Source organism: Inhella gelatinilytica (assembly GCF_016093295.1).
Classification (GTDB): Bacteria; Pseudomonadota; Gammaproteobacteria; order Burkholderiales; family Burkholderiaceae_C; genus Inhella; species Inhella gelatinilytica.
Genome location: NZ_JAEDAL010000001.1, coordinates 763,353 through 788,542, shown reverse-complemented (window position 1 = coordinate 788,542; position 25,190 = coordinate 763,353). Strand labels below are relative to the sequence as shown.

Genomic DNA, 25,190 nt, shown 5'->3' with positions numbered 1-25,190 from the left:
CTCCGTTCAGCTCAGGACGACTTGCGGACGCGCAGGTACCACTCGCACAGCAGGCGCACCTGCTTGGCGGTGTAGCCCTTGTCCACCATGCGCTGCACGAAGTTCTCGTGCTTCTTGGCGTCCTCGGCGCTGGCCTTGGCGTTGAAGCTGATGACGGGCAGCAGGTCCTCCGTGTTGCTGAACATCTTCTTTTCGATCACGGCGCGCAGCTTTTCGTAGCTGGTCCAGCTCGGGTTCTTGCCGCCGTTGTTGGCGCGCGCGCGCAGCACGAAGTTGACGATCTCGTTACGGAAGTCCTTCGGGTTGGCGATGCCCGCGGGCTTCTCCATCTTCTCGAGCTCTGCATTGAGCGCACCGCGGTCGAAGACCTCGCCCGTGTCGGTGTCGCGGTACTCGCTGTCCTGGATCCAGTAGTCGGCGTAGGTAACGTAGCGGTCGAACAGGTTCTGGCCGTACTCGCTGTAGCTCTCCAGGTAGGCGGTCTGGATCTCCTTGCCGATGAACTCGGCGTAGCGCGGGGCCAGGATCTCCTTGATCAGGGCGACGTATTTTTCCTCGGTCTCCTTGGGGAACTGCTCGCGCTCGATTTGCTGTTCCAGCACGTACATCAGGTGCACCGGGTTGGCGGCGACCTCTTGGCTGTCGAAGTTGAAGACCTTGGAGAGGATCTTGTAGGCAAAGCGCGTGCTGATGCCGGCCATGCCCTCATCCACACCGGCGTAGTCGCGGTACTCCTGGATGGACTTGGCCTTGGGGTCGGTGTCCTTGAGGTTCTCGCCGTCGTAGATCAGGGCCTTGCTGTAGAGCGAGCTGTTCTCGGGCTCCTTGAGGCGCGTGAGCACGGCGAACTGGGCCATCATCTTCAGCGTGCCCGGTGCGCAGGGCGCACCGCCCAGCGAGGAGTTGCGGATCAACTTCTCGTAGATCTTCACCTCCTCGGCGATGCGCAGGCAGTACGGCACCTTCACGATGTAGATGCGGTCCAGGAAGGCTTCGTTGTTCTTGTTGTTGCGGAAGCTCTTCCACTCGCTCTCGTTGCTGTGCGCCAGGATGATCCCGTCGAAGGGAATCGCGCCAAAGCCCTCCGTGCCCTTGAAGTTGCCCTCTTGCGTGGCGGTCAGGAGCGGGTGCAGCACCTTGATGGGCGCCTTGAACATCTCGACGAACTCCAGCAGGCCCTGGTTGGCCAGGCACAGGCCGCCGCTGAAGCTGTAGGCGTCGGGGTCGTCCTGGGCAAAGGTCTCCAGCTTGCGGATGTCAACCTTGCCGACCAGGGAGCTGATGTCCTGGTTGTTCTCATCGCCGGGCTCGGTCTTGGCCACGCCCACTTGTTTGAGCACACTGGGGTAGCGCTTGACGACCTTGAACTGGCGGATGTCGCCGCCGAAGTCCTCCAGGCGCTTGACGGCCCACGGGCTCATGATGCGGTTGAGATACCGGCGGGGGATGCCGTACTCCTGCTCCAGCACCGGGCCGTCCTCCACCGGGTCGAACAGGCCCAGCGGGCTCTCGTTCACCGGGCTGCCCTTGATGGCATAGAACGGCACCTGCTCCATCAGGCTTTTGAGTCGCTCGGCAATCGAGCTTTTGCCGCCGCCCACAGGCCCCAGCAGGTAGAGGATTTGCTTCTTCTCTTCCAGGCCTTGCGCAGCGTGGCGGAAGTAGGCCACGACCTGCTCGATGGCGTCTTCCAACCCATAGAACTCGGCGAAGGCCGGGTAGATCTTGATGAGCTTGTTTTGGAAGATGCGGGACAGGCGCGGGTCGTTGCGCGTGTCCACCATCTTGGGTTCCCCAATCGCTTTGAGCATGCGCTCGGGGGCTGTGGCGTAGGCCAGGGGCTCACGCTTGCATTCGGCCAGGTACTCCTCGATCGTGAGTTCCTCGACCTTGGTGCGCTCGTAGCGCGCGGCGAAGTGGCTGATCACATTCATCGCATCCTCCTGCGTCTGCCGACGGGGGGTGCGACCTGGATCAGGGCGCGGGCCCCACGCCGGCGTTTAGCCGACGGTCGAGGGGATCATGCCCCAAATGCGATGACCGTGCTTGCCTCAATGAAAGGGGGCAAACCCCGGCCGTTACGGGGATGACAAAGCGCCCGCAGGTGCCTCTAATGGCGCATTCAGTCTTGCGGGCCGCGCAGGCGGTCGATGACACCCTGCAGGGCGTCCAGCGAGCCAAAGGCGATCGCCATCTCACCGCTTTGGCCCTTTTTGCTGCGTTTGAGCACCCGAATCTCGACCGTCGTGGCCAGGGCGTCCGAGAGCTCTTCTTCCAGGCGCAGCAGGTCGCGGGACTTTTCGTTCTTGACGCGCAACAGGGGTTGCTGGCGCCCTGCCGCATGGCGGGCCACGAGCTTCTCGGTGTCGCGCACGTTGAGCTTCTTGGCGGCCACCTCGTGCGCAGTCGTGATTTGCAGGGCGCCGTCCAGCGCCAAGAGCGCTCGGGCGTGGCCCATGTCCAGGTCTCCCGTCATCAGCAACTGCTGCACGGGTTCTGCCAGCTGCAGCAAGCGCAGCAGGTTGCTGGCCGCGCTGCGCGAGCGGCCCACGGCCTGGGCGGCTTGCTCGTGGGTGAGGCCGAATTCGTCCACCAGGCGCTTGAGGCCCTGGGCTTCTTCCAGCGGGTTCAGGTCTTCGCGCTGAATGTTTTCAATCAGCGCCATCACGGCTGCGGCCTCGTCCGGCACCGCCTTGACCAGCACTGGCACCTCGGTCAGCCCAGCGAGCTGGCTGGCGCGGAAGCGGCGCTCGCCGGCGATGATTTCGTAGCGGTCGCCGCCTACCGGCCTCACCAAGATCGGTTGCATCACGCCCTGGGACTTGATGCTCTCCGCCAACTCGTACAGCGAACCCTCGTCCATGCGCGTGCGTGGCTGGTACTTGCCCGCTTGCAGGCGGCCCACGGGCAGGCGGCTGGGGGCGCCTTCAACGGCAGCTGGGGTGTCGGAGACCTTGGGGCCCAGGAGCGCGTCCAGACCCAGGCCCAATCCTTTGGGGCGTTTCGTAACCATGGGGCGGGATTGTCTCAGCCTGCCCGCTCCCGCCGTTTCGCAGCCGGCTGCAGGATGTCCCGATCCAGGTAAGCGCGCAGGCGCACACGGGTGGGGTCCATGCGCTCCGGGGCGTCGGCCAGGTGTTGGTGCAGGGCGCTGACCTTGATCCACAGCCCCTTGCCTTGAAGCCCCAACTCCGCACTGTCGCGCCATTGATTGGAAAAGCGTGCTTTGAGCGCGGGGTCGTGCTGCCGTTTGAGCAAACGCCGCACGCTGGCTTCGGCGATCCAGCAGTCGCGCCCGTCGTCGTGGATCTGTAGCGGGTGGCCCGCGAAGCTGTAGTGGCGGCCTTGGCGGTGTTTCAGTGCATGAAAGCGAGCATCGCCCCAGAGACGCAACACCAGGCGCTCGACGCCGCCGGCGGCCGTGGCCATGATGAACAGCCAAGGCACGAACCCGAGCGGCCCCATGACCAAGCACAGCAGCCCGAGCACGGCCAAGTAAAAACCGATGCGAATGGCGCGCTCATGCAGGGGCCGACGCAGCCACAGCGGGTCGTTCTCGGCGTTGGGCGGGTCGTCGAAAGGATCGGGTTTCATGGGGCGAGCGTTCGCAGCCAAGCGCGCCCTTGGGGCCAGAGCCCCAGGCCGGAGTCGGCGTTCAGGTGCCCCAACGCCCCCAGGTTGACGGCCTCGGCGCCCCAGGCCTGGGCAAAGGCCGGCGCGCGGCCCGCGCGGTCAAAGGGGTCATTGGTGCTGAAGAGCACCGTGGCGGCAAAGGGCAGCGTTTGCTGCACCGGCGTGGCCCAACTGGGCCGCAGGGCGGCCGGCCAATCGTCTTGCGAAGGGTCCGGGGGCGCCACCAAGAGGGCGCCAGCGATGCGGGCCGTGTGCTGCGAATGCGCGGCCCATGCGGCCACGAGGTGACAGCCCAGGCTGTGCGCGGCCAGCAGCAACTGCGGCGCCGGGTGGGTTTGCACCACCTCGTCCAGACGGGCCATCCAGTCCCCCCGCCGGGGGTTTTGCCAGTCGTGCTGGTCCACCCACTGGTCGCCAAAAAACTGCGCCCACAGCGTCTGCCAATGCCCTTCGCCAGAGTTCAACCATCCGGGCAGCAGCAGCACGGGCAGGGTGTCAGGCGACGGAGAATCCGCAGCTTCGGAACGAGGAAGAACAGCCATGGCAAGCACGCGCGTTTTTGTGGACGGTCATGAAGGCACGACAGGCCTTCGCATCCATGAGTATCTGGCCGCCCGCCCCGACATTGAACTGCTGGTGATCGACAGCAGCAAGCGCAAAGACGTGGACGAGCGCCGCCGTCTGCTCAATGCGGCCGATGTGGCCTTTCTGTGCCTGCCCGACGCCGCTGCGGTCGAGGCCGTGGCGCTGATCGACAACCCGAACACCTGCGTCATCGACGCCAGCACCGCGCACCGCACCCAAGCGGGCTGGGCCTTTGGCCTGCCCGAGCTGGCGCCGGGCCAGCGCGCCCAGCTGCGCCAGGCCAAGCGCATCGCCAACCCCGGTTGCCATGCCAGCGCCTTCATTCTGGCCGTGCGCCCCTTGGTCGATGCGGGCTTGCTGCCGGCCGATGCGCGCGTGACGGCCAACTCCATCACCGGCTATTCGGGGGGCGGCAAGAGCATGATTGCCCAGTACGAGACTGGGGGCGACGCCAAGCTCTTGAGCCCCCGCCCCTACGCCCTGAGCCTGACCCACAAGCACCAGCCGGAGATGGCGGCCCACACGGGTTTGCGCACGCCGCCCCTGTTCCAGCCCATCGTGGGCCCCTTCTACAAGGGCCTGACGGTGAGCGTGCCCTTGCACCTGGTCGACCTGAAGCCGGGTACCACGCCCGAGCTGCTGCACGCCGCCCTGGCCGCACGCTACAGCGGCGAGCCCTTTGTGCGCGTGCTGCCACTGCGCGACGCGGATGCGCTAAAAGACGGCTTCTTCGATGTTCAAGGCTGCAACGACACCAATCGTGTCGATATCTTCGTGTTTGCCAGCGAGCGCCATGCGATGGTCATGGCCCGCCTCGACAACCTGGGCAAGGGCGCCAGCGGCGCGGCGGTGCAAAGCATGAACGTGCACCTGGGGTGCGAGGAAGGGCTGGGGCTTTGACAGCCCTGTGTTGGCTTAAGCCGGCAGCGGCCGCTCGCTGCGGTAGTGGTAGCCGTAGGCCGGCTGAAAGCCCAGACCGGCATAGAGTGCCAGCGCCGGCTGGTTGTCGGCGCTGACCTGCAGGTACGCATGCAGCGCCCCCTGGGCGGCGGCTCGCGTCAGCAGCGCTTGGCACAGCAGTCGCGCAAACCCGCGTCGCCGCGCTTCGGGCGGGGTGAAGATGTCGTAAAGCCCCGCCAGGCCCTCTTCCAGCGCCAGCTGTCCGCAGGCCAGCAGGCGTTCGCTGCGGTCCAACAGCACATGGCCCTGGTAGGGCACGGGGCTGGCGGCCAAGCGTTCAAAGTGGGCGGCAATTTCTTCCGGGCGGTTGCCGCGCAAGTGCCCCACGACCTCGGCGTAACGGGCCGGGCCGACGGGCAGCAGGTGCATGCCGGCGGGCAAGGGCGCCGCTGCGGCGCCGCTCAGATCCTGCCGAATCAACACCTGGGTTTCGTCGAAGCGGTGCCAGCCGCGCAAGGCCAATTCGTCATCCAGGTTGTGGGGCTGAGTGAAGGGGGTGATGCGCACGATCAGCGGCAGGCCCGAGGCCTCGAACACCGCGCGGCAGCGCGCCAGCAGGATGTCCAGCGGCAGCTGCCCGCGCTGCAGCGCGTTGATGCAGCGCGAGCGCTTGGCGTGGCCGGGCGAGAGCCGCAAGAGCCAGCCATCCACCAAGGCTTGTTGCGGGGGGGCGCTGGCGTTGAGCCCGGCGTCTTCCACCCGGCGCATCAAGCTGGCCGACGGGGGGGCGTTGGGCGGGCGAATGGGCATCAGGCGCGGCTGACTAGCAACGCCTGGACTTGTCGGCGCAAAGCCGGGATGTCGCGCACAACCGTGGTCCACACCTGCGGCCAGTCGACCTCAAAGTAACCGTGGATGAGGGCATTGCGCATCCCGGCAGCCGCACGCAGCGGCAGGTTCGGGTGCAATTCAACAAATTCGGGGTGGTGGCGCTGGAGATTTCGTGCCGCCTCGCCAATCACTTCCAGAGATCGAACGGCCGCGTTTCGCGTTTTCCGGTCGGCCTCGAAGGCCTTGGCATCCATGCCCTGAACGAAGGCGATGATCTCGTCGGCGGCCTCCAACATGTGGCGGAGGACCTCGTCAACGGAATGAGGGGTGCCTTTCATGCGCTCAAACGGGACGGGCCTCGGCCACGATGGCATCGCGCCACTGTACAGGCAGGGCGCGGGGGGTGAGGACATCGACCGTGACGCCCAGGAGGTCTTGCAAGTCAGACGACAGGGCGCCCAGATCGAACAGGGACATGTCCGGATCGGGGTCGATCAACAAGTCCAAATCGCTGTCTTCCCCATCTTGGCCCCGCATCACCGAGCCAAACACCCGCGGGTTCCGGGCGCGATGGGTGGTCACGAGGCGTCGGACGGCATCGCGGTGGTGGTTCAAGGCGTCGGAGGGGCGCATGCCGCCATTGAATCAGAGATTGCGCACGCGCTCCACCATTTCGCGCGCGCACTCCACATAGGCCTGGGCGCCTTTGGCGTGCGGGTCGAACACCACGCCCGGCTGGCCGTAGCTGGGGGCCTCGGCCAGGCGCACGTTGCGCGGGATGATGGTGTTGAAGACCTTGTCGCCAAAGTGCGCCTTGAGCTGCTCGGCCACCTGGTTTTGCAGGGTGATGCGAGGGTCGAACATCACGCGCAGCAGGCCGATCACCTGCAGGTCGCGGTTCTTGTTGGCGTGCACCTGCTTGATGGTGTTGACCAAGTCGGTCAAGCCTTCGAGCGCGTAGTACTCGCACTGCATGGGCACCAACACACCGTGGGCGCTGCACAGACCGTTGAGGGTCAACATCGACAGCGACGGGGGGCAGTCAATCAGCACCAGGTCGTAATCGGCGTCGACCAGCGCCAGCGCATCTTTCAGGCGCCGCTCGCGGTGTTCCATGCCGACCAACTCCACCTCGGCCCCCGCCAGGTCGCGGTTGGCGCCCAGCACGTCATAGCCCCCGAGTTCACTCTTGCGTCGCGCCTCGGCCACGGAGGCATTGCCCAGCAGCACGTCGTAGACCGAAGGGTCCAGGCTGCGCTTGTCCACCCCCGAGCCCATGGTGGCATTGCCTTGTGGATCGAGGTCAACCAGCAGCACGCGCTGGCCAATCTGGGCCAAGCCGGCCGCCACATTGACGCAGGTGGTGGTCTTGCCCACGCCGCCCTTTTGGTTGGCGATGCAAAAGATCTTGGCCATGATGTGTTGTTGCAGGAGAGGGCGGGAGCTTAGCCGTGAATCGCGTTGGGAATCAGGTTTTGGGCCGCATCCAGACGATGCAACGCTGCGCATCCAGCCCCGGAACGTTCAGTTGTTCCACGTGAAACACTTCTACGTCGGCGGGCAGGGCGGCGATTTCATCGGCTGGGTGCTGGCCCTTGAGCGCCATCCAGACGCCGCCCGGTGCCAGCAGGTGGCGGGTGAGCTGAACGAAGTCGACCAGCGAAGCAAAGGCGCGGCTGGTGATGACGGGAAAGGGCTCGGCCTGCAACTGTTCGACCCGGGCGTGTTCGGCTCGCAGGTTTTTGAGGCCCAGCTCGGCCCCCACCTGGGCAATGAACCGCACTTTCTTTTCCACCGTGTCCACGCAGGTGATGCGCAGCTGCTCGGGTGCCGCAATCGCGAAGGCGATGCCGGGCAATCCGCCGCCGCTGCCCACATCCAGCACGCGCGTGGGTTGGCCCTGGGTTTGGCGCATCAGGGCGGGCAGCGCGGCCAGGCTGTCGACCAAGTGCAGGGTCAACATGCTTTCCGGTGTGCGCACGGCAGTTAGGTTGTAGACCTTCGTCCATTTGGCCAGCAGGGCCAGGTAGTCCAGCAGCTGCTGTTCGCGGGCGGCGTCCAGGCCGAGTTGCAGGGTGGTGGTGGCTTGGTGGAGATCGTGGTGCAGGTTCATGCGGTGGGCAGGTCGGCCAGCGGAAGGACGGCAATGCCGGCTTGGGCCAGCTCTTGGTTGATGCGGCTGCGGATCGCGTCGGCGCTGTGCTCCCCGTTGGGCCAGGTGTGATGGGCATCGGCCACGACGATGGGGTTTAGGCCCCGCGCCTGCGCCGCTTGGGCGGTGGCCCGGACGCAGCAGTCGGACTGCAAGCCGACCAGCACGGGGTGGGTGACGCCCAACGCGACCAAATTGTCCCCCAGCGCGGTGCCCTCGAAGGCGCTGGGTTGCCGCTTGGTGACGCGCTTTTCGTGGGCCAGGGGCTGCAGCCGTGCATCGATCTCGAAGCCCATCCCATCCATGGCGCCCCCTGGCTCGTGGTGTTGAATCCAAATGACCGGCAGGGCTTGCTGCCGTGCCCACGCGATCGCGCGTTGGCAGGCTCGGATCAGCTCGGGGCCGCCGGGCATGGGGGCGCAATGGAGGCCGTCGAAGGTGCCGGTCTGGACGTCGATGACCAGCAGCGCTTGGGTCACAGCAGCAAACCCATGGCGATGGTGTCGTAGTAGATGCCCTCCACCCGCATGCCGCGCGGCTTGGTGCCTTCGACCTGAAAGCCCAAACGGCGGTACAGGCGCAGGGCGGCTTCGTTGTCTGCTCGCGCTTCGAGTTCAATGCGTGTGATGCCGGCGTCCGCGGCGCGAGCCAAGCAGGCTTTGAACAAGGCCTCACCCAGTCCACGGCCGCGGTAGGTGGGCAGCAAGCCCATGCCCAGAGACGCGCAATGGCGCAGTGTGTGGTGCCAGCCGGGGATCAGGTCACACCAGCCCACCACCTGATCGCCGTCGCGGACCACCACATGCGGAATACCTCGGGCAATGTTGTCGCTGACAAAGCCCTGCATGTGCTCTAGCGGCGGTGCTTCCAGCAAGGCCAGGAAGCGCTGCTCGCGGGCGACGGCGTCTAGGCAGGCGTGGAAGGAGGGGATGTCGGCGGGGGTGATGGGGTGGAGGGTGAGGGGCATGGTGTTGATTGGACTCGAGCCCGCCGGGAATCCGCCCCGGCCGGCGGGTGACTTTCTTTGCTGCGCCAAAGAAAGTCACCAAAGAAAGGCGCTCAATACCGCCTTCGGTCTCGGACCTTCAGGCGATGGTACGGCTGGCTCATACTGACACCAGCCCTCCACTGCCTGCCCAAGGCAGGACTCCGAAGGCGCCGGACTTCGCCGTCGTCCTGACCACTGAGAACCATCCTGGTCAAGCGACGAAGGACAGACCCCGAAGCGTACGCGCCCATGCGAAACGAGAGCTTGGGGTTCTCCGCCATCGCAGCAAGGCCGTGATGGTTCTCAGTGGTCTAGACGGCCGGTACCCCGGCCGCTTAGCGGGCTGGTTTTCGCAGGCTCTGGAGGGCTGGTGGAGGCCTGTGAGCCAGCCGTGCAATCGCCCGACGCCCGTAGCGGCGGGCGTGCATTGGGCCTTCGGGCGCCTTTCTTTTGCCTTCTTTTCTTTGGCGCCGCAAAGAAAAGAAGGGCGCCAGCCGGGGCGCATTCCCGGCGGGCTCTGGGCCACAGCCCAAACAAATCAGGCAGACACCTCAGCTCCCTCTCCCCCAAACCCCTTAAATCGCCCCTTCCGCAAATGGATCAGCAGCAGGGAAATGGCCGCTGGCGTGATGCCGGAAATCCGCGACGCCTGCCCCAAGGTCTCGGGCCGATGCGCGGCCAGCTTTTGCCGTGCCTCGATCGACAGCGCGGTCACTTGCGCGTAGTCCAGCTCGGTCGGGAGCTTCAGGTGTTCAAAGGCGGCGGCGCGGGCGACGTCGTCTTGTTGCTTGTCGATGTAGCCGGCGTACTTGGTGGCGATTTCCAACTGTTCGATCACCGCATCAGCCAGCTCGGCGCCCAATTCGGCCCGGAGTGTTTCACGTGAAACATCGAACCCCGGTTTGCCGATACGCCCCGCTTCGGCCACGGCGTCAAAGCCCACGCCCGGGCGGCGCAGCAGGTCGGCGAGGTTGTATTCGCGCTCAAGCGCCTTGCCGATCAGGCGCTCGGCCTCGGGCGCCGGCAGGCTGTTCGGGTTGACCCAACTGGCTTTGAACCGCTCTTGCTCGCGGGCCAGGGCGTCGCGCTTGCGGCAGAAGGCATTCCAGCGGGCGTCGTCCACCAGCCCCAAGCGGCGGCCGGTTTCGGTCAGGCGCAGGTCGGCGTTGTCCTCGCGCAGCTGCAGGCGGAACTCGGCGCGGCTGGTGAACATGCGGTAGGGCTCGGTCACGCCCTTGGTGATCAGGTCGTCCACCAACACGCCCAGGTAGGCCTCGTGCCGCTCGGGCACCCAGGCCTCTTGGCCCTGCACCTGCAAAGCGGCATTGGCGCCGGCGAACAGGCCTTGCGCAGCGGCTTCCTCGTAGCCGGTGGTGCCGTTGATCTGCCCGGCGAAGAACAGGCCGTGAATCTGCTTGGTCTCGAACGTGCTCTTGAGCGAGCGTGGGTCGAAGTAGTCGTATTCGATGGCGTAGCCCGGGCGCAGGATGTGGGCGTTTTCCAGGCCGACCATGGAGCGCACGGCGGCGAGCTGGATGTCAAAGGGCAGGGAGGTGGAGATGCCGTTCGGGTAGAACTCGTGCGTGGTCAGGCCCTCGGGCTCCAGGAAGATCTGGTGGCTGTCCTTGCCGGCGAAGCGGTTGATCTTGTCCTCGATGCTGGGGCAGTAGCGCGGGCCCACGCCTTCGATGACGCCGGTGAACATGGGGCTGCGGTCAAAGCCGCTGCGGATGATTTCGTGCGTGCGTTCGTTGGTGTGGGTGATCCAGCAGGGCAATTGCTGGGGGTGCATGGCGGTGCTGCCCATGAAACTGAACACCGGCACTGGGTCCAAGTCGCCCGGCTGCTCATCGCACTTGGAAAAGTCGATCGTCTTGCCGTCGATGCGCGGCGGCGTGCCGGTCTTGAGCCGCCCTTGCGGCAGCTTGAGCTCCTTCAGTCGGGCTGAGAGCGACACGGCCGGGGGGTCGCCGGCGCGCCCAGCCGGGTAGTTCTGCAGACCGATGTGGATGCGGCCGTCCAAGAAGGTGCCGGCCGTCAGCACCACGGCGCGGGCGCGAAACTGAATGCCGCTTTGGGTGACGGCGCCCACCACCCGGTCGCCCTCCACCATCAGGTCGTCCACCGCCTGCTGGAACAGCGTCAGGTTGGGCTGGTTCTCCAGTCTGCGCCGGATGGCGGCCTTGTAGAGGATGCGGTCCGCTTGCGCGCGGGTGGCGCGCACGGCCGGGCCTTTCGAGCCGTTGAGGATGCGGAACTGGATGCCGCCTTCGTCGGTGGCCAGCGCCATCGCACCGCCCAGGGCATCGACTTCCTTGACCAGGTGGCCCTTGCCGATGCCGCCAATCGACGGGTTGCAGCTCATCTGCCCCAGGGTTTCGATGTTGTGCGTCAGCAGCAGGGTGGCCGCGCCCATGCGGGCGGACGCCAGGGCGGCTTCGGTGCCTGCGTGGCCGCCGCCAACCACGATGACATCAAATTCAGTGGGGTAGAGCATGGGCCGAATTGTCGCCGTCGAGGTCCCGTGCTTGAATCCGAAACCCGACTCCACTTAGGGATTTGTCATGTCGATTTCCATGGTCCAGGCGACCAGCCCCCGCTTCATCAATGGGCTTCGCAACCTTAGCAATATCCTCAAGAAAGCTGCGGCCCACGCCGAGGCCCACAAGATCGACCCTGCTGTGCTGCTGCAGTCCCGCCTCTACCCGGACATGTTTGCGCTCACCCGCCAGGTGCAAATTGCCTGCGACCAAGCCAAGGGCGCCGTGGCGCGGCTGGCCGGGATGGAGCCGCCCAAGCACGAGGACACCGAGCAGAGCTTCGGCGACCTGCAAGCGCGCATTCAAAAGACGATGGCATTCATCGAGTCCGTGGACTGCACCAAACTCGATGGCAGCGAGACCCGCGGCATCCACCTCAAAGTCGCGGGCAAGGAGTTGACCTTTGTCGGCAGCCAGTACCTGATGGGCTGGGCCTGGCCCAACTTCCACTTCCACAGCAGCATGACCTACGCGATCTTGCGCCACAACGGGGTGCCGCTGGGCAAGGCGGACTACCTGGGCGAGGTGTGAGCGCTGTGGCTGCGCTCACCGGCCGCTGCACCTGTGGTCAGGTGCGCTACGAAATGACGGCGCCGCCCATGGTGGTGCACTGCTGCCACTGCACCTGGTGCCAGCGCGAAACGGGCTCGGCCTTTGTCTTGAACGCCATGATCGAGACGGAGCGCCTGCACCGACTGCAAGGTCAGACGGTGGAGGTGCTGACGCCCAGCGCCAGCGGGTTTGGGCAGCGCATCCACCGCTGCCCCAGCTGTCACGTGGCGCTGTGGAGCCACTACGCCGGGGCGGGCCCCGTGCTCGCCTTTGTCCGCGTGGGCACCCTGGACGACCCTGGCCAGTGCCCACCGGACGTCCACATCTTCACCGCTAGCAAGCAGCCGTGGTTGAACCTTCCGCCCGAGGCCAAGGTCTTCCGTGAGTACTACGACGACCGCGCGGCCGTCTGGCCTGCCCAAGGCTTGGCGCGGCGTGAGGCGCTGTTGCCGGCGATTGAGGCGTGGCAGCGCCAGCGCACTTCAGGGGGCTAGCCCATGCCCGCATCCTTGACCGAAATCCAAGCCTTCCTGGCTGCCGAATTCCCGCAAAACCGCTGCCAGGTCGTGGCTGTGGGCGAGCGCGCGTCCACCGTGCGGCAACCCATTGGCCCGGGGGAGTTGCGCCCGGGTGGCACCGTTTCAGGGCCGGTGCTGATGACGGTGGCGGACGTGGCGCTGTACGTGGCCATCCTGGGCGAAATCGGCATCGTCCCCCTGGCGGTTACCACCAGCTTGAACGTCAACTTCCTGCGCAAACCCCGTGCCCAAGCCGACATCCGTGGCGAATGCCGGCTGATGAAGCTGGGGCGCCGGCTGGCGGTGGGCGAGGTCTGGCTCTACTCAGAAGGCTTGGCCGAGCCCGTCGCCCATGCGGTCGGCACCTATGCGCTGCCGGCGGATCGGCCGTGAAGGGCCCTCAATGCCAGAGCGCCATCGTGGTCAACACGGTGAGCCAGCCACTGGTGAGCAGCGAGAGGGCTTGGATGGACTGGGTCAGGCGGTGCGAAGGGGCTTTGAACATGAACATCTCCCGTGAAGTGCCGCCAGCATGGCGGAGATTGGTGAAAACCCTGTGACAACGTCGCTCCCCCTGGAGGGTTTGCAACCGTGGCTGGCTCAGGCCCAGCGGCTGCGGGTGCCAGCGGGCACCCGGCTGTTTGATGCCGGCCAGCCCTGCCCGGGATTTCCCATCGTGGAATCGGGCTCGGTGCGTGTGAGCTTGGCGTCCCCGGATGGGCGTCTGCTGGAGCTGTACCGGGTGGAACCCGGCGACCTGTGCGTGGTGTCCACGACCTGCCTTTTTGCCGGCCGGGTGGCCACCGCCCAGGGGGACGCGGTGAGCGAAACCGAGCTGGTGCTGATTCGCCCCGCTGACTTTGATGAAGCCTGTCAGGCCGACCCGGCCCTGCGCCGGCAGGTCATGGGCGTGATGGCGGAGCGCATGGCGGACCTGATGGCGGTGGTGGAGGCGGTGGCCTTTCAGCGGCTGGATCAACGCCTGGCGGCTGTGCTGGTGGCGCGGGGCCCGGTCCTGGCCATCACGCATCAACAGTTGGCGGATGAGCTGGGCACGGTGCGCGAGATCGTCAGCCGCTTGCTGGGGCGCTTTGAGCGGGCGGGCTGGGTGAGCCTGGCGCGCGAACGCATTGAGCTGCGGGACCCCGCCGCACTGCGAGCCCTTTGCGCCGGCGCAAACCCTGTGTGACTGCAGTCACCGACAGGGGGTGGAGGCGGCGGCGATGCTGGGCTCCTTCATTGATTGCGAAGGAGTTATTGCCATGCTTGCCAACGTTGGATCGCTGGATCGTGTTGCCCGTGTTGTGATCGGCTTGGTGCTGATCGCCTTGGCGTTTCTGGGTGTGATCGGGGTCTGGGGTTACATCGGCGTGGTGCCGGTGGTGACGGCAGCCCTTGGCTTTTGCCCGCTGTACACCGTGCTGGGCATCCGCACCTGCCCGGCCCCGCGGGACTAAACCGGCAGATCGGGTTCCGCGCCCACGCGTGGCTCCAGCAGGGCGCTCAGCCCTGCGGAACCAACAGGCGGTACCGCTTGCCATGGGACCAAAGCGCGCCGGTTGGCCATCCCTTTGGCCACCCGTTCCAGTTGCTGCACCTCGTGGTGCTGCCGGCGCTGGAGCAGTGGGTCGCGGGTGCCACTGCCGCTCAGCGTGCGATTGACCACCCAGGCCCAAGGCTCAATCTTGGCGCGCCGCAGGTCGTCTTGCAGTGCGCAGGCCTCACTGATGGGGGTGGTTTCCGCCAGCGTGACCAAAATGACCTGGGTGTGCTGCGGGTCCTGCAGCCGCATCAAGGGCGTGACGAAGCGTGTTGCGCCGAGCTCCTTTGCCATCTGGCGGTGGTAAGCGCCGGTGGCGTCCATGAGCAATAAGGTGTGGCCGGTCGGCGCGGTGTCCATCACCACGAAGGTGTGGCGAGCTTCTGCCACGGTGCGCGAGAACGCGTGGAACACGGCGACTTCTTCCGTGCAGGGGCTGCGCAAGTCTTCCTCCATGAAAGCCAAGGCCTCCGCACTCAAGCCTTGGCCCTTGGTGCTGAGCACTTTGTGTATGTAAGCCTCCGTTTCGGCTTTGGGGTCGATGCGATCCACTCGCAGTCCTGCCGGTGGCGCTTCCCCCAAGGTGTCCTTGACGTGGGCGGCGGGGTCTGTGGTGGTCAAGTGCACGGCGTGGCCCCGCTGCACCAGCCCCAACGCCAACGCTGCCGCAACGGTGGTTTTTCCAACCCCGCCTTTGCCCATCACCATGATCAAACCGTGACCCTGCTGGGCCAATTCGTCGACCAGCGTGCTCAGGGGTGGCCAGCGCTCGGCATCGAGCGTGTTCAGCAACGGGCCATCGGGTGCTGGGGCCAAAAAAGGGGGCTGGGGTTCCAGCAAGGCCCGCAGGGCTGGTAAGCCCACCATGTCGTAATCCCGCAGTTCCACTTGGTCCTGCGGGAGTCGTGCCAAGGGTGCAGGCATGTCGCGCAGCGCGGCCTGTTCCTTCTGCCTCAAGGCTTGCGCCACGGGGTCACCGGGATCTTCGGCCCGGAAAACGCCGTTGACGACCAGGTGTTGTTGGGCAAGCCCCAATGCAACCAACTCCGAGTGGCTCCGCGAGGCTTCGAGCAAGGCGGAAAGGTCCGCTCGGGTCACCAGCACCACCACGGTTTGCGCGGGGTCGGTGAGGCGTCTGAACGCGGCTCGGAAGCGCTGCTCTTGCATCTTCAAGCCGGAGTGCGGCCCCAGGCAGGATGCTCCCCCTTCATGCTCAGCCAAAAATCCGGACCACGCTTGGGGCAGGCTGAGCAATCTCAGGGTGTGACCCGTTGGTGCGGTGTCAAAGACCACTCGATCGAAGGCGGCATGGTCATCGGCCAGCAGGCCCACGAACTCATCAAAAGCAGCGATTTCCGTGGTGCAGGCGCCGGAGAGTTGCTCCCGCACGCGCAACTGATCGGCGGGGTCGTCCAGCTTGCCCAGTACGCGCTGGCGGTACTGTTCGGCTGCAGTTTCTGGGTTGATGTTGAGGGCCCAGAGGCCTGGAGCGTCGGGAATGGATTGAGCACGATCGCAGAGTTCAATCCCCAGCATTTCGTCCAAATTCGAAGCCGGATCGGTGCTCACGAGAAGGACCTTCTGCCCCTGAGTCGCCCAGTGCAAAGCGCTGGCGCAGGCCAGTGACGTCTTGCCGACGCCCCCCTTTCCGGTGAAGAAAACCAAGCGCTGGGGGTTCTGCAGCCAGTCGAGAGTTGAGGCCATGCGGTCGCCTTGCGGAATTGAGAGGGACAGGCTACCCCTGGACCGCTTGAGCCGCTTTGCGCCATCCCAAAGAGATTTGATTTGACAATTCTAGAAAAATGGAAATAATTGGTCGCATGAACGATGAAACCGTCATTCAAGCGCTCGCTGCATTGGCTCACCCAGTGCGATTGGCGGTCTTCCGCGCCCTGGTGGTGGCTGGGCCGCAAGGATTGCGGCCGGGTGAGATGCAAGAGGCTCTGGGCATTCCAGCGGCGACCCTGTCGTTTCACCTGAAAGAGCTGAGCCACGCCGGCTTGGTGGGGGTGGAGCGGGAAGGGCGGCACCTGACCTATCGCGCCCAGTTTGAACGGATGAGCGCTCTGGTCGGTTACCTAACCGCCAACTGCTGTCAGGGGCGTGCTGTCTGCGAGACCCCGGCAGCGGGTGTGTGCTGTCCTCAGTGAATGAACTCCAAGGAGAAACCCATGAAACGATTCCATGTGCACGTTCACGTCCGCGATCTGCAAGCCAGCATCGCCTTCTACGCCAAGCTGTTCGGCGCCGCGCCCACGCGGGTTGAGAGTGACTATGCCAAGTGGATGCTGGAGGACCCGCGCCTGAATTTCGCCATCTCGCAGCGCGGGGGGGAGCCGGGGGTGGACCACCTGGGCTTCCAGACGGACACCGAAGCGGAGCTCACCGAGCTGCGGGCGCAAGCCGAGTCTGCCGATCTGGCCCTGGCGGACGTGGGCACGGCCGACTGCTGCTACGCCCGCAGCGACAAGCATTGGGTGACCGACCCTCAGGGTTTGGCCTGGGAGCACTTCCACACGCTGGAAAACATCCCAACCTTTGGCAAGGCGCCGCAATCGGGCTCGGCTTGCTGTCCCGGTGAGCGCCCAGCTCCGCAGCCCGAGCCGAAATCAACGTGTTGCGCTCCCGCGTCGTCGGGCGCAGCCCGCACAGGCTGCTGCTGATCGAGGCCGCCGACATGCCCAGCCTGTTGCAACGCCACCTTTATCCCTTGGTCGCCCTGATGGGGCTGCTGCTCTGGGCCCTGGCGCCACGCGCGGGCCTGCACACCGAGGCCCTGGTGATGGGCTGGAGCTTGACCGTTCTGGCCTTGGGCTGGGCGCTGGAACGGCGCTGGCCCTTCGAGGCCTGTTGGCGCACGCCCGTGGAGCGGGACACCCGCATCGACGCCCCCAGTGCGCTGCTGGTGATGGCTGCCGTGGACCCCTTGTTGAAGGCGGGCCTACCGCTGCTGGCCGCGGCCGGTATCGCCGCCTTGCCCGTGCTGGGCACCCTTTGGCCGCACAGTTGGCCACTCGCCCTCCAGTGGGTGGTGGCCTTGCTCTGGGTGGAGCTGGCCAAGTACGCCACGCACCGCGCCCATCATGAATGGTCGCCGCTGTGGCGCCTGCACGCGCTGCACCATGGCAGTGAGCGGCTCTATTGGCTGAACAACTTCCGCGTGCATCCGCTGAACTTCGTGCTGGTCACCGCGGCCGCACTGTTGCCGCTGCAGCTACTGGGTGCTCCGGCCGATCTGCTGCTGGGCGTATTGGCCTTCACCCAGCCGGTGATGCTGCTTCAGCACAGCAACGCGGATTTGCGCAATGGCTTTTGGAACGCACTGTTCAGCACCAACGAGGCGCACCGCTGGCATCACAGCGCCGAAGCTCATGAAGCCAACCGAAACTACGGGGCCGCGCTGCTGATTTGGGACCATGTGTTCGGCACTTACCTGGCTGCTCCCGCGGGCCATCGCCCCGAACGCGTGGGCCTGTTTGGCGACGGCGACGGCTACCCCTCGCGCGCTAGCTTCTGGTGCCAGCTCCTGGGCGGCCGTTCGTGTCGCCCGCTCTGTTCTCCAGTTTGTTGCGTCTGATTTCCTATTGCCCCATGCAAGACCTTCACCACATCCTCATCCTGTGCACCCACAACTCGGCCCGCAGCGCGTTGGCCGAGGCCCTGCTCAACCACTGGGCCCAGCGGCTCGGCCGACCCATTCGAGCCCACAGCGCCGGCAGCGCGCCGAGTGGAAGGACGAATCCCCATGCGATCTCCGTGCTGCAAAGGGCGGGCATCGACACGTCGGCGCTGCGCAGCAAGAGCTGGGATGAATTCACGCTCGAAACGGCGCCGCGCTTGGATGCGGTGATCACCGTCTGCGGCAGTGCTGCCGCCGAAACCTGCCCGATCTGGCCGGCGGGCGTGGGCGGCGCGCCGGTGCAGGTGCACTGGGGCTACCCCGACCCATCGAGCGCCCCGGAGGCGGAGCGCGAACAAGCGTTTGAGCTCACCCGCCAAGCCTTGGGCTACCGCCTGCTGCAGTTGCTGGCCCTGCCCTGGCAGCGGATGGATGCTGCGGCCCGGCGCCAAGCTTTGCTGGACATTGCGGCGCGATGAAGGCCGGGGCTTCGGTGCGCCAGCGCGTGCTGGCGGAGGGCTTGGGAACGGCCGCGCTGCTCGCGGTGGTGGTGGGTTCGGGGGTGATGGCGGAGCGATTGGCGGGCGGCCATGTCGCCGTGGCCTTGCTGGCCAACACCGGGGCCACGGTGCTTGGCCTGTGGGTGCTGATCGAACTCCTGGGCCCCATCAGCGGGGCCCATTTCAACCCGGCTGTGACGCTCACATTGGCGGGGCTGAGGCGTTTTGAGGGCCCGGTGGCCGGCTATGTGCTGGCGCAGCTCATCGGTGCGGCTCTGGGGGTGGTGCTGGTGCACGCCATGTTCGAGCTGCCCTTGGCGCAGCTGGGCAGCAAAGCGCGCTGGGGTGTCGGGGCGGGGATCAGCGAATGCATCGCCACCCTGTGCCTGCTGGCCGTGGTGTTGCGCGCCCCGGCGGGCAAGGCACCGGCCCTGGTGGCGGCCACCGTGGGGGCGGGCTATTGGTTCACCGCCTCGACCTTCTTTGCCAATCCGGCCGCCGTGTTCGGGCGCATGCTCAGCGACAGCTTTGCGGGCATCGCACCGGCCAGCGCGCCGGGCTTTGTGCTGGCGCAGCTGGCGGCTGCCGGGCTCACCGTTGGGGTGGTGCGGTTGGCCGGGCGCGCAGCGGGGCGGGCTTAGGCCAGCAGCTCAACCACGGTCAGCACGGTCAGGGCCAGGGTGCTGAGCATGGCCGTGGCGTGCAGGGCGATGTACAGCGGGCGCAGGGTGCTCAGGCGGGCGGTGGTGGTGTTGGCGAGGTTCATCAGGGTTCTCCCTAGTTCGTTGGGGGCGAATCATGCCGGGAATTCCGGGAAAACCCTATACGTTTTTGTCATGACCCCCTTACATGGGTGACAAAGCATCCGGCGGCTGGCGACGTCTCCGGTTTCCCCGAGGGCAGCCGCCGCGCTGCACCGTATGCTCCCTGCCCCATGAGCCCTTGCTTGCCCCGACCCCGCGACCGCCGCACCCTGCTGCTGGCGGGGGTGGGCGCCATCTTTGGGGGCCGGGCGGGCGCACAACCGGCTGGCCCGCGCGTGGCGGCCGCCTCCGATCTGCAGGTCGCGCTGGAAGAAATCGCCGATGGCTTTGCCGCCCGAGGCGGCGCGCGGCCGCGGCTGAGCTACGGCTCGTCCGGGCAACTGCAGCAGCAAATCCGGCAGGGCGCGCCGTTTGACTTGTTTTTCTCCGCCGACGAGACGCTGGTACTGACGCTGGCGCGTGAAGGTTGGTCGGCGGACGAGGGCTGGGTCTATGGCCGGGGCCGCCTGGCGCTCTATGTGCCCCAGGGTTCGGCGCTGGCGGGCCTGCCGCCCCAGCAAGCCCTTGCGGCGCCAGAGTTGAAACGACTGGCCTTGGCCAACCCCGACCACGCGCCCTATGGTCGCGCGGCGCAGCAAGCCTTGCAGCACCTCGGCCTGTGGGCCACGTGGGCGCCCCGCGTGGTGCGGGCGGAAAACGTCGCCCAGGCGGCGCAGTTCGTGGCGACGGGCAATGCCGATGCCGGGCTGGTGGCGCTGGCACTGGTGCTGGCTCCCCGCTATGCGGGCCGGGGCGTGCACCAAGCGCTGCCCGAGGCCTGGCATGTCCCCTTGCGCCAGCGCCTGGTGCGCCGCAAAGGCAGCGGCGAGCCCGCGCGGGCGTTTGACGAGTACCTGCGCAGCGCGGAAGCCCGCGCGGTGCTGCGCCGCTATGGGTTCGAGGCCTGAATGGACTGGGGTGCGCTCAAACTGTCCCTCCTGCTGGCGCTGGCCTGCGTGGCGGTGCTGCTGCCCACGGGCTTGCTGTTGATGCGACGCTTGGCGGCCAGTCGGCACCGGAGCAAGCCCTGGCTGGAGGCGGCGATGGCCCTGCCCCTGGTGCTGCCGCCCACCGTGCTGGGTTTCTATTTGCTCGTGGCGTTTGGCGCGCTGCAACCCACCTGGACCGCCTGGTTCGGCCACGGTCTGGCCTTCTCCTTTGAGGGGCTCTTGGTGGCCAGCGTGTTGGCCAACATCCCGTTCGCTTGGTTGCCGCTGCAACGCGCGTTCGAGGCCATCCCCACGGAATTGGTGGATGCCGCGCGCACCTGCGGGCTCAGCCCCTGGCAACGGCTGTGGCGCTTGGAGTTGCCCCTGGCCTGGCCCGGCGTGGCCAGCAGCGCCGTGATGACCTTTGCCCACACGCTGGGCGAATTCGGCGTGGTGCTGATGGTGGGGGGCAACCTGCCGGGTGAGACGCGCACGCTCTCCATCGCCCTCTACGACCGGGTTCAGGCCTTTGATCTGCAGGCTGCGGGGCAGATGGCGGCCTTGCTGTTGCTGCTTGCCCTGGCCACGGGGGTGCTCAGCGCCTGGCTGAACCGGAGGCGCGCCCATGCTTGAGCTGCGTCTGCGACGGGCGGGCCCCGAGATTCCGCTGGATGTGGCACTGAGCTGCGCCCAAGGGGAGCTCTTGGCGCTGGTCGGGCCGTCCGGCAGTGGCAAGACCTCGGTGCTGCGCGCCATCGCCGGTTTGTTGCCTGTTGAATCCGGCCGCGTGGTCGTGGCGGGGCAGGTGTGGACGGACAGCGCCACCGGCCTGCACCGCCCGCCCGAGGCCCGGCGCGTGGGCATGGTGTTTCAACACTACGCCCTCTTCCCGCACCTGGATGCTGTGGACAACGTGGCCCTGGGCTTGCCCACCCGCCTGAGCCGGGCGCTCGCCCGGGAGCACGCCCAAAGCCTGCTTGCCGACATGCGCCTGGCGGATTTGGGCCACCGGCGCCCGCACGAGCTGTCGGGCGGCCAGCGCCAACGCGTGGCGCTGGCGCGCGCTCTGGCGCGCGCCACGGGGGATGGCGAGCCGGGCGTGCTCTTGCTGGACGAGGCCTTTGCGGCGGTGGACCAACCCACCCGCCACGCCCTGTGGGACGAGCTGATGCGCCTGCGCGAGCGCCACCCCTTGCCGGTGGTGATGGTTACGCACGACCTGCACGAAGCCCGCTTGCTCGCCGATCAGCTCTGCATCGTGGATGGTGGTCAGGCCCTGCAATGTGGCGCTCCGGAGCGCGTGCTGGCCGGCCCGCGCAACGCCCGCGTGGCGGAACTGGTGGGGCTGCGGGACGTGTTCAGCGCCCGGTTTGAGAAGGCCGCCCCGGGCGAGGCCTGTCTGCACTGGGGCACCGAACGCCTGAGCACGCGGGACAAGAACCGCATCGACGAGGGCACGCTCGTCCACTGGGTCGTGTCGGGGGAATTTGTCCACCTGCACCGCGAGCCCCTGGTCGGGCCCAACGTCCTGCGGGCCCGGGTGGAACGCCTGCGCCGCCTGGGTGACAGCGCCCACCTGCTCTTGCACCTGCCGGGCCCGGAGGCCCGCTTGCACCAAACCCTGTCTGCACGCGAAGTGGCGGCGCTGCGCTTGGAGGAAGGTGCCCAGATTTGGGTCCACTTGGACCCGCGTGGGCTGCATGTCATGCCGGTCAAGACCGGTGAACCCGCGCCCTGAACGTGATTGAAGATGAGCGCTACCCAGCCACCATGGCCACGGCGTTCGCGCCGTAGCTGAGCAGGCTGGCGTCCTGCACCCCGCAGGGCTCAAACCCCATCCGCTGCCAAAACCCAGCGCTGTTTTGCACCGCCACCAGCGTCAGCGTCGTGAGTCCCAAACCCTGCGCATGGGCCCGCGCGCCGTCCACCAAGCGGCGGGCCAGGCCTTGGCCGCGAGCCTCGGGCGCCAGCGCCAAGTCGTGCAGGGCGTAGCAATCGGGGTGCGAGGGCAACTGCGTGAGTTCGCCGTGCAGCGCGGGAGCGGTGCCCCGCCGCCACGGGTGGCTGAACAGGTAGGCCAGTAGGCGATCTTGCGCATCCACTGCCGCCCAACAGCCGGCCGGGTACAGCGCCTGCTTGGCGCCCAGCACCGCCCATCGCTCCCAATGCGTGGGCGGGTAGACGCGCTGCTGCAGCGCGAGCACCGCTTCGGCGTCGGCGGGGGTGAGAAGGCGAAGGGTCAGCGATGACACGTCAGGAGAACACTTCAGGACACCCCGCACCGAGGCGGCACCGCCGGCGTGGGGGTGACAAAGCGCCACGTCGTCCCCTGTCGGCGCAGCAGCACCTCGGTGGACATCAGGTCGTCGTGCGGGCAGGCGGCCGTCGAGCGGGCCAGTCGTCTCAGGCGCACGGTCTGCTCGTCTTCCCAGCGAACGGTGGCGTACAGCGCGTAGTCCTTGGGTCGCAGGGCAAAGCGCGGCACCAGTCGGTCTTCCTGCTGCTCCCAAATGAAGACGCCGTTTTCCTCACAGCAGTCCGCTCCGTTGGCCACCACCAGGTACCGCCCGCTGGGCGAGGCCACCGGGTCCGCAAAGACTTCGGTTTGGCGGCCCGTGTTGCGGTTGATCCAAAGCTGACTGCCCCACTCGTAGCCGTGAACATCGACTCTGGCGTATTGGCCATTGGGTGAGAGGCCCTTGAAGCGATAGCGGGTGCAAGCGTCGGGGGTGCTGCAGTCGCCCCGGTCGCTGAGCGTCAGCGCGGGCGCCGGGGCTTTTAGGGACAGGGTCAGGTGGGCCCCGTCGCGCCGGGCAGCCCCGGTGCTGGCAGTGACAGCCGCCAGATCATCGGCCGGTGCTGCGGCCTGAATTGTCCCAACGCTGCAGGCCAGCAGCAGTGCCCCCGCCCCACGCAGGGCGCGAAATGGAAAGATCATGGTCAGAGCTCCCGTGAAGCGGCGCATTGTCCGAGCGCTGTCGACCGCTCCCCTCACCGCGGTGGTGCAAAACCCACGCGCACCCCAAGCCCGCCCAGTGGGGACTGATCTACCTCTACGGCCCACCCCACGTGATGGGCGCAGCGGCGCACGATGGCCCAGCCCAAACCGGTGCCGCTGCCGGTGGCGGCGCTGCCGCGCCAAAAGCGTTGTTGGCCCAGTTCGGTCCAGGTGTCGGGGGGCAGGCCGGGGCCGCCATCGTCGACCCGCAGCCCAGTCGGGTTGACGGTGAGGTGCACGGGGGCGCCCGGTGGGCTGTAGCGCAGGGCGTTGTCCAGCAGATTGCGCAGCAGCAGGCGGGCCCACAGGGGATCGGTCGTCACCGGGACGCCACCCTCGGGGGCGTTCAGTTGCACATCGTCGGCGCGCTGGGGGTGCACGCTGAGCAGCTCGGCCAGCACGTCCCGCGCCAGGGCTGCCACGTCGACCAGGGGCAGTGCAACCGCCGGCTCGGCCGGGTCTTCATCCAGCCTCGCCAGGGCCAGCAACTGGTCGACCAAATGCGCAGCGCGCTCACAGCCGGCGAGCACCGCGTTCAGGGCTTCGCTGCGCTCGGCGTCGTCGGTGGCGCCTTGGGCCACCTGGGCTTGCACGCGCAAGGCGGCAATCGGGGTGCGCAACTCGTGCGCCGCATCGGCGGTGAACTGGCGCTCGCGGCTCAGCGTCTGGTGGACCCGCGCCAGCAGGGCATTGAGCGCTTGCACCAAGGGTTCCAGTTCGCGCGGCAAGGGGTCTGTTTGCAGCGGCTGGAGCGAGCCGGGTTGGCGCCGAGCCACCTCGGCCTCCACGGCGCGCAAGGGTTCCAAGACCCGGCGCAAACCCAGCACCAACAGCCCACACAGCACAGCGAAGGCCGTGGGCCAGATGACGGGCCAGGACTCGAAAGCTTCGGCCAGCCAGTGCAGGCGCTGGGCTTGGGTATCGGCCACCCACACGGACAGCCCCTCGCCGTGGACGGTGTACACCCGCCAGTCGCTGCCGTTCCAGGTGCGGGCTGAAAAGCCCGGGGGCGCGGACGGCCACAGGGCCTCGTGGGGCGCGTGAGCGCTGCGAATCAGCACCTGGCCTTGCCGCACGACTTGAAAGAGTTGGGCGTGGGCCTCTTCGCGGGGGGCGCCAATCTGCAGGCTGGGGCCGCTGACCTGCGCACCAATTTGCAGCAGCAGGTCGGCGGTTTGCACCAGTTGTTCATCCAACTGTTCGTCCAACTCGCCCCACATCGTTCCGGCGGAGAGCAAGCCCAGCACCACCACGGTTGTGACCAGGCCACCCAGCAGGCTGAGCAGCAAGCGGCGTTGCAGCGACGGTGCACGCGGGGCTGGGGCCGTCACGGGATGAATCTCCACGTCGAGCGAGGGGCTGCTCCCGAGCGGGCGGCACCCCCTTGGGCGGGGGCGGGGGCCGAAGCGGCCGAAGACTGGGGGCTCCTCCTCATGCGGCGGGCACGCGGTAGCCGACACCGCGCACGGTTTGGATCACCTCGGCCCCCAGCTTGCGGCGCAGGTGGTGCACATGGACTTCGACCGCGTTGCTTTCGACTTCTTGGCCCCAGCCGTACAGCCGCGATTCGATTTGGTCCCGGCTCAGCACCTGGCCGGGGTGTCGCATCAACAGGGCCAACAGGTCGAACTCACGGGTGGCCAGTGGCACCTCGGCGTCTTCCAAGTGGACGGTGCGCGTGGCGGGGTCCAAGCTCAGGCCGCGCCAGCGCAACGCGGGTTCGGCGTGACCGCCCGAGCGGCGGGCCAGGGCCCGCAGGCGAGCGCCGAGTTCCAGCAGGTCCACCGGCTTGACCACGTAGTCATCCGCGCCCGCATCCAACCCCTGAATGCGGTCCGGCACGGCGTCTCGCGCGGTCAGCACCAGCACCGGGGTCTTACAGCCGGCGGCGCGGATTTCCGCCAAGACGCGCAAGCCATCTTGCCGCGGCAGCCCCAGGTCCAGCACGGCCGCGGCATAGGGCGCTGCGCGCAGTTCGCGGGCCGCGGCTTCGCCATCGCGCACCCAGTCGACCAAAAACCCCTGCTGGCGCAGGCCCGCGCGCAGGCCATCGCCCAGCAAAGGGTCATCTTCTGCGAGCAAGATGCGCATGGAGCCTCCGT

The 25,190-nt window shown here is 67.0% G+C and carries 32 protein-coding genes; 14 read left to right on the top strand and 18 right to left on the bottom strand.

Going from position 1 to position 25,190, the window contains the following annotated elements; translation table 11 throughout:
- Positions 1–11: 11 nt before the first annotated feature.
- The 4 genes from I7X43_RS03660 to I7X43_RS03645 form a co-directional block, all read right to left on the bottom strand.
- Positions 12–1,934, bottom strand: coding sequence for a PrkA family serine protein kinase (locus I7X43_RS03660; protein ID WP_198099526.1), 1,923 nt, complete (start codon positions 1,932–1,934; stop codon positions 12–14).
- Positions 1,935–2,122: 188 nt separating this feature from the next.
- The gene (locus I7X43_RS03655; RefSeq protein ID WP_198099525.1) at positions 2,123–3,013 is read right to left on the bottom strand and encodes a ParB/RepB/Spo0J family partition protein; all 891 of its coding nucleotides are present in this window, start codon (positions 3,011–3,013) and stop codon (positions 2,123–2,125) included.
- 14 nt (positions 3,014–3,027) lie between these two features.
- On the bottom strand, positions 3,028–3,594 hold the full coding sequence (locus I7X43_RS03650) for a hypothetical protein (RefSeq protein WP_198099524.1): 567 nt from the start codon (positions 3,592–3,594) through the stop codon (positions 3,028–3,030).
- On the bottom strand, positions 3,591–4,175 hold the full coding sequence (locus I7X43_RS03645) for an RBBP9/YdeN family alpha/beta hydrolase (RefSeq protein WP_198099523.1): 585 nt from the start codon (positions 4,173–4,175) through the stop codon (positions 3,591–3,593). Before I7X43_RS03645 ends, I7X43_RS03650 begins: the two co-directional genes overlap by 4 nt.
- Between I7X43_RS03645 and argC the strand changes: the two genes are divergently transcribed.
- Positions 4,174–5,118: an N-acetyl-gamma-glutamyl-phosphate reductase gene (gene argC, locus I7X43_RS03640; RefSeq protein ID WP_198099522.1), complete on the top strand. Its 945-nt coding sequence runs from the start codon at positions 4,174–4,176 to the stop codon at positions 5,116–5,118. The genes I7X43_RS03645 and argC overlap by 2 nt on opposite strands.
- A gap of 15 nt (positions 5,119–5,133) precedes the next feature.
- On the opposite strand, the gene I7X43_RS03635 is transcribed toward argC, so the two are convergent.
- The 8 genes from I7X43_RS03635 to mnmG form a co-directional block, all read right to left on the bottom strand.
- On the bottom strand, positions 5,134–5,928 hold the full coding sequence (locus I7X43_RS03635) for a GNAT family N-acetyltransferase (RefSeq protein ID WP_198099521.1): 795 nt from the start codon (positions 5,926–5,928) through the stop codon (positions 5,134–5,136).
- On the bottom strand, positions 5,928–6,287 hold the full coding sequence (locus I7X43_RS03630) for a HepT-like ribonuclease domain-containing protein (protein ID WP_198099520.1): 360 nt from the start codon (positions 6,285–6,287) through the stop codon (positions 5,928–5,930). Before I7X43_RS03630 ends, I7X43_RS03635 begins: the two co-directional genes overlap by 1 nt.
- A gap of 4 nt (positions 6,288–6,291) precedes the next feature.
- Positions 6,292–6,582, bottom strand: a complete 291-nt coding sequence (locus I7X43_RS03625; RefSeq protein ID WP_198099519.1) for a nucleotidyltransferase family protein — start codon at positions 6,580–6,582, stop codon at positions 6,292–6,294.
- 12 nt (positions 6,583–6,594) lie between these two features.
- Entirely contained in the window at positions 6,595–7,365 is a 771-nt protein-coding gene (locus tag I7X43_RS03620; RefSeq protein ID WP_198099518.1) for a ParA family protein, read from the bottom strand.
- A 52-nt stretch (positions 7,366–7,417) separates the two neighbouring features.
- Positions 7,418–8,062: a 16S rRNA (guanine(527)-N(7))-methyltransferase RsmG gene (gene rsmG, locus I7X43_RS03615; RefSeq protein WP_198099517.1), complete on the bottom strand. Its 645-nt coding sequence runs from the start codon at positions 8,060–8,062 to the stop codon at positions 7,418–7,420.
- On the bottom strand, positions 8,059–8,580 hold the full coding sequence (locus I7X43_RS03610) for a cysteine hydrolase family protein (protein ID WP_198099516.1): 522 nt from the start codon (positions 8,578–8,580) through the stop codon (positions 8,059–8,061). The genes rsmG and I7X43_RS03610 overlap by 4 nt, the downstream gene beginning before the upstream one ends.
- Positions 8,577–9,068 carry a GNAT family N-acetyltransferase gene (locus tag I7X43_RS03605; RefSeq protein WP_198099515.1) on the bottom strand — a complete coding sequence of 164 codons (492 nt, stop codon included), beginning with the start codon at positions 9,066–9,068 and terminating at the stop codon, positions 8,577–8,579. Before I7X43_RS03605 ends, I7X43_RS03610 begins: the two co-directional genes overlap by 4 nt.
- Before the next feature lie 559 nt (positions 9,069–9,627).
- Positions 9,628–11,586 carry a tRNA uridine-5-carboxymethylaminomethyl(34) synthesis enzyme MnmG gene (gene mnmG / locus I7X43_RS03600; protein WP_198099514.1) on the bottom strand — a complete coding sequence of 653 codons (1,959 nt, stop codon included), beginning with the start codon at positions 11,584–11,586 and terminating at the stop codon, positions 9,628–9,630.
- Positions 11,587–11,653: 67 nt separating this feature from the next.
- Between mnmG and I7X43_RS03595 the strand changes: the two genes are divergently transcribed.
- The 5 genes from I7X43_RS03595 (at position 11,654) to I7X43_RS03575 (ending at position 14,156) form a co-directional block, all read left to right on the top strand.
- On the top strand, positions 11,654–12,160 hold the full coding sequence (locus I7X43_RS03595) for a DUF1993 domain-containing protein (protein ID WP_198099513.1): 507 nt from the start codon (positions 11,654–11,656) through the stop codon (positions 12,158–12,160).
- Positions 12,157–12,675 carry a GFA family protein gene (locus I7X43_RS03590; protein WP_445666938.1) on the top strand — a complete coding sequence of 173 codons (519 nt, stop codon included), beginning with the start codon at positions 12,157–12,159 and terminating at the stop codon, positions 12,673–12,675. Before I7X43_RS03595 ends, I7X43_RS03590 begins: the two co-directional genes overlap by 4 nt.
- Positions 12,676–12,678: 3 nt before the next feature.
- Positions 12,679–13,092 carry a PaaI family thioesterase gene (locus I7X43_RS03585; protein ID WP_198099512.1) on the top strand — a complete coding sequence of 138 codons (414 nt, stop codon included), beginning with the start codon at positions 12,679–12,681 and terminating at the stop codon, positions 13,090–13,092.
- 163 nt (positions 13,093–13,255) lie between these two features.
- A complete protein-coding gene (locus I7X43_RS03580) occupies positions 13,256–13,888 on the top strand; it encodes a Crp/Fnr family transcriptional regulator (protein ID WP_310737509.1) in 633 nt (210 codons plus the stop codon).
- 73 nt (positions 13,889–13,961) lie between these two features.
- Positions 13,962–14,156: a YgaP family membrane protein gene (locus I7X43_RS03575; protein ID WP_198099510.1), complete on the top strand. Its 195-nt coding sequence runs from the start codon at positions 13,962–13,964 to the stop codon at positions 14,154–14,156.
- Here the strand turns inward: I7X43_RS03575 and arsA are convergent.
- Entirely contained in the window at positions 14,153–15,943 is a 1,791-nt protein-coding gene (gene arsA / locus I7X43_RS03570) for an arsenical pump-driving ATPase (protein ID WP_198099509.1), read from the bottom strand. The two genes, I7X43_RS03575 and arsA, sit on opposite strands and share 4 nt — an antisense overlap.
- 116 nt (positions 15,944–16,059) lie before the next feature.
- On the opposite strand from arsA, the gene I7X43_RS03565 reads away from it, so the two are divergent.
- Genes I7X43_RS03565 through I7X43_RS03545 form a run of 5 tightly spaced genes read left to right on the top strand, consistent with a single transcriptional unit; the run spans position 16,060 to position 18,999 of the window.
- Positions 16,060–16,389, top strand: a complete 330-nt coding sequence (locus I7X43_RS03565) for an ArsR/SmtB family transcription factor (protein ID WP_198099508.1) — start codon at positions 16,060–16,062, stop codon at positions 16,387–16,389.
- 21 nt (positions 16,390–16,410) lie between these two features.
- Entirely contained in the window at positions 16,411–16,902 is a 492-nt protein-coding gene (locus I7X43_RS03560) for an ArsI/CadI family heavy metal resistance metalloenzyme (protein WP_198099507.1), read from the top strand.
- Positions 16,854–17,816 carry a sterol desaturase family protein gene (locus I7X43_RS03555; protein ID WP_198099506.1) on the top strand — a complete coding sequence of 321 codons (963 nt, stop codon included), beginning with the start codon at positions 16,854–16,856 and terminating at the stop codon, positions 17,814–17,816. Before I7X43_RS03560 ends, I7X43_RS03555 begins: the two co-directional genes overlap by 49 nt.
- Before the next feature lie 14 nt (positions 17,817–17,830).
- Entirely contained in the window at positions 17,831–18,337 is a 507-nt protein-coding gene (locus tag I7X43_RS03550; RefSeq protein WP_198099505.1) for an arsenate reductase ArsC, read from the top strand.
- Complete coding sequence (locus I7X43_RS03545) at positions 18,334–18,999, top strand: aquaporin (RefSeq protein ID WP_198099504.1); 666 nt, start codon at positions 18,334–18,336, stop codon at positions 18,997–18,999. Before I7X43_RS03550 ends, I7X43_RS03545 begins: the two co-directional genes overlap by 4 nt.
- On the opposite strand, the gene I7X43_RS16495 is transcribed toward I7X43_RS03545, so the two are convergent.
- A complete protein-coding gene (locus I7X43_RS16495; RefSeq protein ID WP_259373356.1) occupies positions 18,996–19,124 on the bottom strand; it encodes a hypothetical protein in 129 nt (42 codons plus the stop codon). The two genes, I7X43_RS03545 and I7X43_RS16495, sit on opposite strands and share 4 nt — an antisense overlap.
- Positions 19,125–19,304: 180 nt before the next feature.
- Between I7X43_RS16495 and modA the strand changes: the two genes are divergently transcribed.
- Genes modA through I7X43_RS03530 form a run of 3 tightly spaced genes read left to right on the top strand, consistent with a single transcriptional unit; the run spans position 19,305 to position 21,828 of the window.
- Positions 19,305–20,069: a molybdate ABC transporter substrate-binding protein gene (modA, locus tag I7X43_RS03540; protein WP_246480107.1), complete on the top strand. Its 765-nt coding sequence runs from the start codon at positions 19,305–19,307 to the stop codon at positions 20,067–20,069.
- The gene (gene modB / locus I7X43_RS03535; protein WP_198099502.1) at positions 20,070–20,723 is read left to right on the top strand and encodes a molybdate ABC transporter permease subunit; all 654 of its coding nucleotides are present in this window, start codon (positions 20,070–20,072) and stop codon (positions 20,721–20,723) included.
- Positions 20,716–21,828: an ABC transporter ATP-binding protein gene (locus I7X43_RS03530; protein ID WP_198099501.1), complete on the top strand. Its 1,113-nt coding sequence runs from the start codon at positions 20,716–20,718 to the stop codon at positions 21,826–21,828. Before modB ends, I7X43_RS03530 begins: the two co-directional genes overlap by 8 nt.
- Before the next feature lie 19 nt (positions 21,829–21,847).
- Here the strand turns inward: I7X43_RS03530 and I7X43_RS03525 are convergent, their stop codons facing one another.
- The 4 genes from I7X43_RS03525 to I7X43_RS03510 form a co-directional block, all read right to left on the bottom strand.
- Positions 21,848–22,342, bottom strand: coding sequence for a GNAT family N-acetyltransferase (locus I7X43_RS03525; RefSeq protein WP_198099500.1), 495 nt, complete (start codon positions 22,340–22,342; stop codon positions 21,848–21,850).
- Between the two features lie 14 nt (positions 22,343–22,356).
- Positions 22,357–23,028, bottom strand: a complete 672-nt coding sequence (locus tag I7X43_RS03520; protein WP_198099499.1) for a hypothetical protein — start codon at positions 23,026–23,028, stop codon at positions 22,357–22,359.
- Between the two features lie 53 nt (positions 23,029–23,081).
- Entirely contained in the window at positions 23,082–24,419 is a 1,338-nt protein-coding gene (locus I7X43_RS03515; protein WP_198099498.1) for an ATP-binding protein, read from the bottom strand.
- A gap of 100 nt (positions 24,420–24,519) precedes the next feature.
- On the bottom strand, positions 24,520–25,179 hold the full coding sequence (locus tag I7X43_RS03510) for a winged helix-turn-helix domain-containing protein (RefSeq protein WP_198099497.1): 660 nt from the start codon (positions 25,177–25,179) through the stop codon (positions 24,520–24,522).
- Between the last annotated feature and the right edge of the window lie 11 nt (positions 25,180–25,190).

Coding starts and splice junctions, on each gene's coding strand:
- I7X43_RS03575 (WP_198099510.1), top strand. CDS start 13,962: ATGCTTGCCAACGTTGGATCGCTGGATCGTGTTGCCCGTGTTGTGATC.
- I7X43_RS03550 (WP_198099505.1), top strand. CDS start 17,831: ATGCAAGACCTTCACCACATCCTCATCCTGTGCACCCACAACTCGGCC.
- arsA (WP_198099509.1), bottom strand. CDS start 15,943: ATGGCCTCAACTCTCGACTGGCTGCAGAACCCCCAGCGCTTGGTTTTC.
- I7X43_RS03510 (WP_198099497.1), bottom strand. CDS start 25,179: ATGCGCATCTTGCTCGCAGAAGATGACCCTTTGCTGGGCGATGGCCTG.
- I7X43_RS03530 (WP_198099501.1), top strand. CDS start 20,716: ATGCTTGAGCTGCGTCTGCGACGGGCGGGCCCCGAGATTCCGCTGGAT.
- I7X43_RS03655 (WP_198099525.1), bottom strand. CDS start 3,013: ATGGTTACGAAACGCCCCAAAGGATTGGGCCTGGGTCTGGACGCGCTC.
- I7X43_RS03560 (WP_198099507.1), top strand. CDS start 16,411: ATGAAACGATTCCATGTGCACGTTCACGTCCGCGATCTGCAAGCCAGC.
- I7X43_RS03545 (WP_198099504.1), top strand. CDS start 18,334: ATGAAGGCCGGGGCTTCGGTGCGCCAGCGCGTGCTGGCGGAGGGCTTG.
- I7X43_RS03660 (WP_198099526.1), bottom strand. CDS start 1,934: ATGAATGTGATCAGCCACTTCGCCGCGCGCTACGAGCGCACCAAGGTC.
- I7X43_RS03620 (WP_198099518.1), bottom strand. CDS start 7,365: ATGGCCAAGATCTTTTGCATCGCCAACCAAAAGGGCGGCGTGGGCAAG.
- I7X43_RS03635 (WP_198099521.1), bottom strand. CDS start 5,928: ATGCCCATTCGCCCGCCCAACGCCCCCCCGTCGGCCAGCTTGATGCGC.
- I7X43_RS03520 (WP_198099499.1), bottom strand. CDS start 23,028: ATGATCTTTCCATTTCGCGCCCTGCGTGGGGCGGGGGCACTGCTGCTG.
- I7X43_RS03565 (WP_198099508.1), top strand. CDS start 16,060: ATGAACGATGAAACCGTCATTCAAGCGCTCGCTGCATTGGCTCACCCA.
- mnmG (WP_198099514.1), bottom strand. CDS start 11,586: ATGCTCTACCCCACTGAATTTGATGTCATCGTGGTTGGCGGCGGCCAC.
- I7X43_RS03595 (WP_198099513.1), top strand. CDS start 11,654: ATGTCGATTTCCATGGTCCAGGCGACCAGCCCCCGCTTCATCAATGGG.
- I7X43_RS03585 (WP_198099512.1), top strand. CDS start 12,679: ATGCCCGCATCCTTGACCGAAATCCAAGCCTTCCTGGCTGCCGAATTC.
- I7X43_RS03605 (WP_198099515.1), bottom strand. CDS start 9,068: ATGCCCCTCACCCTCCACCCCATCACCCCCGCCGACATCCCCTCCTTC.
- I7X43_RS03650 (WP_198099524.1), bottom strand. CDS start 3,594: ATGAAACCCGATCCTTTCGACGACCCGCCCAACGCCGAGAACGACCCG.
- I7X43_RS03630 (WP_198099520.1), bottom strand. CDS start 6,287: ATGAAAGGCACCCCTCATTCCGTTGACGAGGTCCTCCGCCACATGTTG.
- I7X43_RS03645 (WP_198099523.1), bottom strand. CDS start 4,175: ATGGCTGTTCTTCCTCGTTCCGAAGCTGCGGATTCTCCGTCGCCTGAC.
- I7X43_RS16495 (WP_259373356.1), bottom strand. CDS start 19,124: ATGAACCTCGCCAACACCACCACCGCCCGCCTGAGCACCCTGCGCCCG.
- modB (WP_198099502.1), top strand. CDS start 20,070: ATGGACTGGGGTGCGCTCAAACTGTCCCTCCTGCTGGCGCTGGCCTGC.
- argC (WP_198099522.1), top strand. CDS start 4,174: ATGGCAAGCACGCGCGTTTTTGTGGACGGTCATGAAGGCACGACAGGC.
- I7X43_RS03625 (WP_198099519.1), bottom strand. CDS start 6,582: ATGCGCCCCTCCGACGCCTTGAACCACCACCGCGATGCCGTCCGACGC.
- rsmG (WP_198099517.1), bottom strand. CDS start 8,062: ATGAACCTGCACCACGATCTCCACCAAGCCACCACCACCCTGCAACTC.